11 protein-coding genes and 2 pseudogenes are annotated in these 9,258 nt (G+C 48.4%); 10 read left to right on the plus strand and 3 right to left on the minus strand.

All coding sequences use genetic code 11. The annotated features are described in order from the left end of the window. From HMPREF9446_RS19010 to HMPREF9446_RS17205, 10 genes and pseudogenes are all read left to right on the plus strand, one after another. Nucleotides 1-195, plus strand: a 195-nt coding sequence (locus HMPREF9446_RS19010) for a fibrobacter succinogenes major paralogous domain-containing protein (RefSeq protein ID WP_009127003.1), incomplete at its 5' end; no start/stop codon positions are given. A 349-nt stretch (nt 196-544) separates the two neighbouring features. Then, a pseudogene (locus HMPREF9446_RS19250) lies at nt 545-625 on the plus strand (hypothetical protein); the annotation flags it as partial. A 203-nt stretch (nt 626-828) separates the two neighbouring features. Beyond that, complete coding sequence (locus HMPREF9446_RS17170) at nt 829-1,251, plus strand: phage tail protein (protein WP_009127005.1); 423 nt, start codon at nt 829-831, stop codon at nt 1,249-1,251. Next, complete coding sequence (locus tag HMPREF9446_RS19255) at nt 1,251-1,565, plus strand: LysM peptidoglycan-binding domain-containing protein (RefSeq protein WP_009127006.1); 315 nt, start codon at nt 1,251-1,253, stop codon at nt 1,563-1,565. Before HMPREF9446_RS17170 ends, HMPREF9446_RS19255 begins: the two co-directional genes overlap by 1 nt. An 18-nt stretch (nt 1,566-1,583) precedes the next feature. Then, a complete protein-coding gene (gene vgrG, locus HMPREF9446_RS17180) occupies nt 1,584-3,359 on the plus strand; it encodes a type VI secretion system tip protein VgrG (RefSeq protein ID WP_009127007.1) in 1,776 nt (591 codons plus the stop codon). A gap of 20 nt (nt 3,360-3,379) precedes the next feature. Continuing rightward, entirely contained in the window at nt 3,380-3,682 is a 303-nt protein-coding gene (locus tag HMPREF9446_RS17185) for a PAAR domain-containing protein (RefSeq protein ID WP_039969910.1), read from the plus strand. 38 nt (nt 3,683-3,720) lie between these two features. Further along, nucleotides 3,721-4,125, plus strand: coding sequence for a hypothetical protein (locus tag HMPREF9446_RS19015; protein WP_009127009.1), 405 nt, complete (start codon nt 3,721-3,723; stop codon nt 4,123-4,125). Between the two features lie 183 nt (nt 4,126-4,308). Then, nucleotides 4,309-5,067: a virulence RhuM family protein gene (locus HMPREF9446_RS17195; protein ID WP_039969916.1), complete on the plus strand. Its 759-nt coding sequence runs from the start codon at nt 4,309-4,311 to the stop codon at nt 5,065-5,067. A 453-nt stretch (nt 5,068-5,520) separates the two neighbouring features. After that, nucleotides 5,521-6,318: a KilA-N domain-containing protein gene (locus HMPREF9446_RS17200; protein ID WP_009127011.1), complete on the plus strand. Its 798-nt coding sequence runs from the start codon at nt 5,521-5,523 to the stop codon at nt 6,316-6,318. 66 nt (nt 6,319-6,384) lie between these two features. Next, nucleotides 6,385-7,671, plus strand: coding sequence for a sigma-54-dependent transcriptional regulator (locus tag HMPREF9446_RS17205; RefSeq protein ID WP_009127012.1), 1,287 nt, complete (start codon nt 6,385-6,387; stop codon nt 7,669-7,671). A gap of 269 nt (nt 7,672-7,940) precedes the next feature. Here HMPREF9446_RS17205 and HMPREF9446_RS17210 read toward each other — a convergent pair. The 3 genes and pseudogenes from HMPREF9446_RS17210 to HMPREF9446_RS19020 all read right to left on the minus strand — a co-directional run. Next, nucleotides 7,941-8,264: pseudogene (locus tag HMPREF9446_RS17210) on the minus strand (N-acetylmuramidase family protein); the annotation flags it as partial. 463 nt (nt 8,265-8,727) lie between these two features. After that, on the minus strand, nt 8,728-9,006 hold the full coding sequence (locus HMPREF9446_RS17215; RefSeq protein ID WP_216593950.1) for a dihydrofolate reductase family protein: 279 nt from the start codon (nt 9,004-9,006) through the stop codon (nt 8,728-8,730). Nucleotides 9,007-9,034: 28 nt separating this feature from the next. Continuing rightward, the coding region (locus HMPREF9446_RS19020; protein ID WP_216593951.1) for a hypothetical protein at nt 9,035-9,258 on the minus strand (224 nt) is incomplete at its 5' end.

Here is a 9,258-nt window from a genome sequence, read left to right on the forward strand (position 1 = left end):
GCTAACATGAATAGGTATTTGGAGAAAATCAGCGATGCAACGCCATTCAGTACAGACACTTGGTTTTGGTCGAGTTCGGAGTACGATGGCCGCAACGCCTGCAGCGTGAGCTTCGACAGCCTTGGCAACCTGTACTTGTACTACGACTTTAAGCGCACCAACTACAATATGGTGCGGTGTTCCTTTGCTTTCTGATCTTATTTATCTATTACGGCGTAGCCGTTAATTTATCTATTTAAACGAATAACCCGCTTCGCGGGTCGAAACATATTTTTTATGGCATTATCCGAAGATTTACCTCTTTATCGTGACACCTTGCGGTTGTTGAACCTGCTGATTCCTTTATCGCAAGGTTTTCCCCGGTTCTTCCGGTATAATATGGGAAATCGGATGATAGAATTGAATCTGGATATGTGTGTGTGGAACAGCAAGTCATTACAGAAAGGCAATATGCCGGGTTGGCCCTTGTCATGGATAAGATCGGCAAGCAGGGTACAGGGTGGAAACAATACAGTGAGAAAGGAATTACATTTGCATTACAGACATAGCCCGTCAGAAGAATCCAGTAGAGCCGAAAGATGTCGTCAAGAACTGGATGCGACTGAAAAATACATTGGAATATCTCGGTTTGTGGGAGAAGCTGAATAATCCGGACTTTAAAGGGGTCGAATTCGACCCCCTTTTAACAGAAGCGGGCAGCAATGCGCATCACCGTGCTGGTGGCAATCACCCGTCCGGCGGAATTCATCGAAATCACCTTCCAGCAGCAGATGCAGAAGAGCTGATCATTAGCAGAACAGATTTGATAACTTTTAAAAATGTAATATCATGGCAGAAACTGGAGCTGAACAGAGCAAAGAAACGTGGCCCGTACCCGAATTTCATTTCAGCGTGGAAATATCGAATGTGGGAAAGATTTCCTGCAAGGAAGTGTCCGGACTCGATGTGGAGTTCGACGTGATAGAATACCGTTCGGGCGACATGCCGGGCTTTACCAAGGTGAAGATGCCGGGTATGCGCAAAAGTGGTGACGTGACCTTGAAAAAGGCGATGTTCAAGGACGACAAGAAACTGTGGGATTGGATCAACACGGTAAAGATGAACATCATCCAGCGCGAAAGTGTGACCATCGCCCTGCTGGACGAGGCCGGAAGTCCGGTACAAAGCTGGAAACTGACCAACGCATGGCCGAAGAAGTACACCGTCGAGACGCTGACATTGAAATACAAGGAACTCATAAGGGAAAAGTAATGCCTATAGTCATCAAGGAAATACACGTGAACACGGTGGTCGAGAAGAAAGTGCTTCTTCCCGACGAGGTGTCCGAGCAGATCTATATCCGCCTCAAAGAACGGATAGTGGAGGGCAAGAAGTTCCATAAGCAGTCGCCCGACATGTCGAGGCTCGTCACCGTCAAGGAGGGCGAAACGCTGCCCTACCTGTGCCACAAGATATACGGGGACTCCCGCCTGGTGTTGCAGGTGGCGCGGTTCAACAATTTGGGAGGATTCAGAAACATACCGGCAGGGACAGAGTTGTTGTTCCCGCCGTTAAAGAAAGATTAAAAGAAAGGAATATGTGATATGGCAGATTCACCGTCGAAATATGCAGACCGCATCCTTGCCTGCAAGGTCTATTGCAACGGCAAGGCGTTGGACGACTCGTTTGAACTGGTGTCGGCTCACATCCGTCTGGAACTGAACCGCATCGGCAAGGCGACCCTGCGCTTCAACGCGGGGGATATGGACGCACAGCGTTTCGACGAGACCGACTCCGACAGCTTCAAGCCGGGCACGCCCATCCGCATCGATGCAGGCGAACTGAACGACCTGAAGACCCTGTTCGAGGGCATCATCCTTGATACCGGCATACGCATCGGCAAGGGACACCGCTCGCAGATGACGGTGGAGTGCCGCGACAACGCCTACGCCGCCACACAGGTGCGCCGCAACCGCATCTTCGAGAAGAAGAAGGACTCGGACATGATTAAGGAGGCATTGAAAGACTACGGCAGCGTGTCTGTAGATGGTACGGACTACCAGCACCCCGAAATGGTGCAATACTACTGCACCGACTGGGATTTCGCCCTTTCGCGTGCCGATGCCTGCGGGATGTTCATCTTCACCACGGGCGGCAACATCAAAGTGTTCAAGCCGAAAGTAGGCGCGTCGCCCGTACTGACCGTCACCTACGGCAACGACCTGATAGACTTCGACGGCGGGCTTTCGGCTGGCGACCAGTTCTCCGGCTACGATGCCGTGTCGTGGAATCCGGCGGAGCAGAAGCCCGTCAGGGAGAGCGCATCCGTCCCCACGCTGAACAGACAGGGCGATTTAGCCCCCAAGAACATAGCCACAGCCGACAATATGCTGCTTCAGACCGATGCCCCGGCGGACGGTAAGGTGCTGAAGGCGTGGGCGGACAGCATGGCGTTGAAAGCCGGGCTGGCACGCTATCACGGTTCGTTCAGTTTCTACGGAGCGGCGGAAGCCGTGCCGGGCTGCATCATCGAGCTGAAAGGATTGGGCAAACGCTTCGGAGGCAATGCCTTTATCGGTTCGGTGGAGCATATTATCGAGAAAAACGAATGGATTACCAAAGCCGGTATCGGAATCAACCCGGCAAACATCACCGGTGAGCCGGATGTGGTGAGTCCCCCTGCGGCAGGTCTGCTGCCCGGCATGGAAGGGCTGCATACGGCGGTGGTGAAGAAACTGGACGGCGACCCGCTGAAACAGCACCGCATACAGGTGGAACTGCCTTGGATGGACGGCAAGGACAAACTGCTCTGGGCACGCCTCTCCACCCTTTATGCTACCAATGCCTCCGGCTCATTCTGGCTGCCCGAGCCGGGTGACGAGGTGCTGGTGGGCTTCGTGAACAACGACCCCACGCATCCGGTCATACTCGGAGGGCTATATGGCAGCAAGCATACTCCGCCCTACGAATACGAGGCGAAGAACAACAAGAAAGCCCTCGTGACACGCGAGAAACTGCGCATTGAGTTCGACGAGGAGAAGAAAATCATAACGGTATCCACCCCCGGAAAGAATACGGTGGAAATCAGCGACGACGGAAAGCATATCCGCCTCACTGACCAGCATAAGAACGAAATCAAGATGGACAGCGGGGGTATCACCCTAACGTCCGCCAAAGATATAACACTGAAAGCGAAAGGCAACATCACGATGGATGCCACGATGAAACTCAGTGCGACCGCCAAGCAGGATGTCAGCTTAGAAGGGCTGAACGTCAAGGCGCAGGCAAAAATAGGTGCCTCGGTGAAGGGCAACGCCACGGCGGAACTTTCCGCCAGCGGGCAGACCACCGTCAAAGGCGCCATGGTAATGATTAACTAAAAGAAGAAAGGAAAACAGCTATGCCACCGGCAGCAAGAATAACCGATATGCACACCTGCCCCATGCAGACTCCGGCGTTTCCCTCGCCGATACCGCACGTGGGCGGTCCGGTCGTGGGTCCGGGTGTACCCAACGTATTGATAGGCAAGATGCCTGCCGCCGTAGTGGGCGATATGTGCGTCTGTGTGGGACCGCCGGACACGATTGTGAAAGGCTCGTCCACGGTGATGATAGGCGGAAGACCTGCCGCACGCATGGGCGACACCACGGCGCATGGCGGTTCGGTAGCGGCAGGATGCCCTACGGTAATGATAGGAGGATAATGACTTCACTGGATTATGAACAATAAAAAAGATGAATTATGAAATATTTTATTGAAGAAGAATGTACACGTTCCGACACGGCAAAAGCCAAAGGAATAGACAACACACCGAGTGCCGAACATAAGGCGCATATCAAAGAAAGCATCGAAACATCTATAATTCCTGAAAAAATAAATGTATCTGTATCTTATTTCAATGGTGAAGAATTATCGTTGTTTCCTAACATACCACCATTCAAAAAACGGGATTGTTTTTCTCATTCAGCCTCTGAAAATAATATTCATAATACATATTCCGCAATCAACAATGGAATAGAGTTTTTTGATGTTTTAGTAAATTCTCCATTTTATACGCGATTTTCGCCACAATTTAGATATGCATTATGGGTATTCTGTAAAAGCACAAGCGACATCTCGCCGGATATGTCATCTGCCGGTCAGTAAGTATAAGGATTTGTAAATTCGTAACCATAAAGCAACCTTGTTATTTGCAGAACAAGGGTTTGCGCGTTCTTTGACATACTGGAAAAGGAATAATAGGTAGAAAAGGTAGAAAAGCCGAAGCATTTGATGGAGAAGCAGATAAATTATCGTACTTTTGAGTTTCCGAAAGAAAATGCAACATCAATGGAAAATCAAGGCGAAATCATACTCTATCAGCCTAACAGCGAAGTGAAGTTAGAAGTGCGCATGGAAAATGAAACCGTGTGGCTGAACAGGTCGCAATTGGCTGAATTGTTTGCCCGCGATATCAAGACTATAGGCAAGCATGTGAATAATGCACAGAAAGAAGAACTTGCCGGTATTTCAGTTGTCGCAAAATTTGCGACAACTGCCGCTGATGGCAAAGTGTACCAAGTGGAATACTACAATTTGGATATGGTTCTATCTGTCGGTTACCGAGTCAAATCCGGTCGTGGCATAGAATTCCGGCGTTGGGCTAACAAGGTGCTGAAAGAATATCTGTTGAAAGGCTATTCTGTCAACCGCCGCTTGACCGAACCGGAGCATACCGTGGCGGAACATTCCAGGAAGATAGATTTGTTTGCCACCGACCTGATACGCTCCGCCAAGAAGTCCCTGCTGCTGGTAGACAACTACGTGGACGAATCTGTGCTGCTGATGTTCAGCAAGCGGAATGCCGGCGTGACTGCCGACATCTACACGCAGTCCGTCAGCCGTCAGTTGCAGTTAGACTTGCGGAAGCATAACAGCCAATATCCTCCGATAGAGCTGCATACCTACAAGAAATGCCACGACCGTTTTCTGATTATTGACGGGACGGATGTCTATCACATCGGAGCCTCACTGAAAGATCTCAGCAAGAAGATGTTTGCCTTCTCCAAGTTGGATATACCTGCTACGAGTATCACCGACCTGCTGTAAGGCATTAAACAATCCTCCCATTATTCCGCTTTCCATTGGCTACTTGGACGTAGCGTCTTTTCTTTTAAAAATGTTCCCTTTTAAAATGAAAAAGGGTTATCGACAGGAAGTGGGCTTCTTGTAAAGACAAAACAGATAACAATAATGGGTCGAGTTCAGAGAACAACAATAATCCGGCGAACTATCCTCGACCTGCCGGAAAACATGCCTAATGCCGAAATGGAATAAGCCGCATCCGTAAACCGGGTACGAAATTCAGCCATCCCGTACACAAGCGTAATGTGCGGAGGATGCAACCTATAGAGGTGGCACACGGGCAGCTTCGCCGCTGCCGGTGGCACAACGTAAGATATTGAAAACAAAAGCGTTCTTTGGAAGATTGTGTAGGAGATTTAGAAGAATTTGAAGGGAAAAGCCTACCTTTGTCGGTATTTAAACGAAAGAATACAAGAAATGGCAAAGATAACAGTACTGGCTACTGACATTCACGTAGTGTCTGTCAACAACGAAGATTATATCTGTATCACTGATATGCTGAAAGCCAAAGACGGTGATTTCTTCATATCCGATTGGTTAAGAAACCGGAATACACTTGAATACCTCGGTATCTGGGAGCGTTTGTATAATCCGGATTTTAATTATGGCGAATTCGCCACAATTAAAAATCAGTCAGGATTGAACAGTTTTAAAATCAGTGTGAAAGAGTATGTGGAGAAAACCCACGCCATCGGTATTCAGGCAAAAGCCGGACGTTATGGCGGCACTTATGCGCACAAGGACATTGCGTTTGAGTTTGGAATGTGGATTAGTGCTGAATTCAAGATATATCTTGTCAAGGAGTTCCAGCGCCTCAAAGAGCAGGAGCAAGCCCGGATAGGGTGGAGTGCGAAGCGGGAACTGTCGAAGATAAACTACCGCATCCACACCGATGCCATCAAGCAGAACCTCATTCCGGCAGAAGTCACCCCGCAACAAGCCTCACGCATCTATGCCAGCGAAGCCGATGTGCTGAACGTGGCGATGTTCGGATTGACCGCCCTCGAATGGCGCGACGCACATCCCGACCTGAAAGGCAATGTGCGCGACTATGCTTCCGTCAACGAACTGATATGCCTCTCGAACATGGAGAATCTTAATGCCGTATTCATCAACGAAGGACTTCCGCAGCACGAAAGGCTGCTCCGACTCAACCGGATAGCCATTCAGCAGATGCAGGTACTGGAAGACGTGAACAGGAAATACCTCAAATAATCTCCCTACCCAACACCACTATCTGAACCAACTGTCGCATTTATAACTTGAACTCAGCAGAAGCCTATGAAAACAATTCTGATTATTGAAGATGATATCGTGTTCAGCCACAGCATCAGCAACTGGCTAGTGAAAGAAGGGATGAAAACCGATTGTGTGACAACCCTTGCGAATGCCCGTAAAGCCATCGAACAAAAAGCGTTCGACCTGATATTGGCAGACCTGCGCCTGCCGGACGGCAACAGCACCTCGCTCCTCGAATGGATGAACAAGAAGTATTATTCCACCCCTTTCCTGATTATGACCAACTACGGGCAGGTGGAAAATGCGGTGGCAGCCATGAGGCTGGGAGCCATCAACTATCTGTGCAAGCCCGTACAGCCGGACAAGCTTCTGGCATTGATTACGGAGATACTGGATAAAGACAACAACAAACAGGACTTCTACCGGGGTGAAAGCCCCAAAGCCCATGAGATATACCGCTTGATAGAGATGATTGCGTGTACCGATATTTCTGTCCTGCTCCGTGGCGCTTCCGGCACCGGGAAAGAACATGCTGCAGCCGAGATACATGCCCGGAGCCACCGGAAAAACAAACCCTATTTCGCTATCGACTGCGGAGCCATTCCCGACGAACTTGCCGCCTCCGAGTTTTTCGGCCACCGGAAGGGAGCCTTTACCGGTGCGGAAAGCGACAAAGTCGGGCTGTTCCGTGCAGTTGACGGAGGGACACTGTTTCTGGACGAGATAGGTAACCTCTCCAATAAAACCCAGATGCTCCTGCTCAGGGCCTTGCAGGAGAAACGTTGCAGGCCGGTAGGTTCCACTAAAGAATATTCCTTTGACATCCGGCTGGTTTCCGCTACCAATGAGAAGCTGGAAAAAGCCATCGAAGAGGGACGCTTCCGGGAAGACCTGTTCCACCGGCTCAATGAGTTCACCCTCCGGATTCCCACACTGGCCGAATGCCGGGAGGATATCCTGCCTCTGGCCGATTTCTTTTTGAAGCTCACTTGCGCCAAGGCTCGAAAATCATTTCGCGGCTTTGACCGGCTGGCACAGGCGGCACTGCTGGAATATCCGTGGCCGGGTAATATCCGTGAACTGAAAAATGTAATCGGTCGTGCCGTACTTATCTGCCAGCAGGAATGGATTTCTGTTTCAGACTTAAATCTTGATATCTCCTTCCAAAAAGAAGAGAAACCCCTGTTGGCGGAAGAAGAAAAAGAAAGGACGTTACTTCTCCAGACACTCGAAAAGGTAGATGGCAACCGCTCCAAGGCGGCCCGGCTGCTCAATATCAGCCGGACTACCCTGTATGAGAAGCTGAAAAAATACCATATAACCGATTGACCGGAGAATAATCCGGGGCAGGCGAGGTTTACAGAAAGGCGGTGTCAAAACTCAAATTTTGAAAATATGAACTTATAATTTGAAATTTGAGCATATTAAAAGGCTAAAGAAAGGGTCGTATCATTACTCAATACAGAGCTTGATACGACCCTCTTAAGTGTTATAGTTATAAGTTGTAACTTTGGGGAGTGGTCATTTTAGTTTTGACACCCTCCATATTTTTTATGGCGTGAGTCCGGCCGGTCAAGGCTCTCTCCATGAATATTCTTTTAACGATACTTTTGATAGGCTTCTTCCAACTGCTTATCGTAATTATTCTGCGCATAGGTAGGACCGTTATAGCGTCTAGCAAACTCCGCCCAATCCTTGGCTTGCAATGACGGCAGCATCCTCGCCTGTTTGATGAAACGGGCAGAAAGTACCAACTGCTTAAACTCGCTTTCGCACATGGCATTGACAAAGCTCTCCACACTGCTTTCGCCGCAGGCTGCGTAGTTGAATCCCATAAACTGGAACATGCCCCAACTGGCCGAAGCGTCTGCCGCTTCACGATCTATTCTTCGTGCCTGTTCCAGGCGGTCGTACTCACCGATGCTTGTTGCAGGAGGACGGTTTCGTCACCCTCATAACCTAATTTGATTGTATTCATAAGTCTATTGCTTTTCTAATGTATCTCAAGGTGGCATCCGAAAGGTCTTCCTATCGGCTTTCATTCTTTGAACAGGAAATATTGTGCTTGCTTCACGCAGTTGTCCGAACCCGATTCGGGTTTGCCTTCCAACCCTGATTCTATCTCTACTCCGGCAATGGTATCAGCTTCTGCTTCAACAATAGTCTCCGGAGCAATTTGCGGCTCTTCTGCTCCAAATACTCACACTCTGTTCTCGGCTACCATTCACATCCTGATTCCGGTAATTGATGGAATTTACTTAATACTTTCTAAAGATGTGGTACTTTTTTATCTCTTTTATAGTTTTACTCATTATCATGGTTATAACTATCTGTAAATCAAAGACACCCACAGATGTTGATTTGTGGGGAGAGGAAATCGAATAATCATTTTTCGGTTATATCTACTCTGCTATAATGCAGACGCACTATTTCTTCATTATACACCTTTGCCTCTTCCAACTTCCAGTGATTGGACATTTTGATATTATGAGAAAAAATGGGAATACCTGATCCCCCCGTATATGAGGATATATACAGATACAACTCATCGACAAGATTTTGCTCAAATACTTCCCAAGTAAGTTCTTCCATCTTCGGCTCAGATTCATATAAGCAATAGCCACAAACTGATTCACGCAGAATTGATACAACATTTGCATCCATCCCTTTTTGGATAAAAGCATCAGAGTTATCATAGAGTTCTGTTATTCCATACACATCCCGCTTCAATCCCCCATTCCTTGATTCCCGCCAAATTGGATATACATCCATCAATGGTTGTCATCGCCAAAAATATTAATTTACCCATATACTCAAAAACCTTTATTTGTTTGAAAGTTACCAATTTTCTATACAAAGACGTTTGCGGACATCGTGCGCGGTAGAGACTTATCAATTCCTCTTCTTGTCCAAAGC

This window comes from Bacteroides fluxus YIT 12057 (assembly GCF_000195635.1).
GTDB classification, from domain to species: Bacteria; Bacteroidota; Bacteroidia; order Bacteroidales; family Bacteroidaceae; genus Bacteroides; species Bacteroides fluxus.

Excerpts from the sequence above, each read along its gene's own strand:
- HMPREF9446_RS17170 (WP_009127005.1), top strand. The coding sequence starts at position 829 with ATGGCAGAAACTGGAGCTGAACAGAGCAAAGAAACGTGGCCCGTACCC.
- HMPREF9446_RS19255 (WP_009127006.1), top strand. The coding sequence starts at position 1,251 with ATGCCTATAGTCATCAAGGAAATACACGTGAACACGGTGGTCGAGAAG.
- vgrG (WP_009127007.1), top strand. The coding sequence starts at position 1,584 with ATGGCAGATTCACCGTCGAAATATGCAGACCGCATCCTTGCCTGCAAG.
- HMPREF9446_RS17185 (WP_039969910.1), top strand. The coding sequence starts at position 3,380 with ATGCCACCGGCAGCAAGAATAACCGATATGCACACCTGCCCCATGCAG.
- HMPREF9446_RS19015 (WP_009127009.1), top strand. The coding sequence starts at position 3,721 with ATGAAATATTTTATTGAAGAAGAATGTACACGTTCCGACACGGCAAAA.
- HMPREF9446_RS17195 (WP_039969916.1), top strand. The coding sequence starts at position 4,309 with ATGGAAAATCAAGGCGAAATCATACTCTATCAGCCTAACAGCGAAGTG.
- HMPREF9446_RS17200 (WP_009127011.1), top strand. The coding sequence starts at position 5,521 with ATGGCAAAGATAACAGTACTGGCTACTGACATTCACGTAGTGTCTGTC.
- HMPREF9446_RS17205 (WP_009127012.1), top strand. The coding sequence starts at position 6,385 with ATGAAAACAATTCTGATTATTGAAGATGATATCGTGTTCAGCCACAGC.
- HMPREF9446_RS17215 (WP_216593950.1), bottom strand. The coding sequence starts at position 9,006 with ATGGATGCAAATGTTGTATCAATTCTGCGTGAATCAGTTTGTGGCTAT.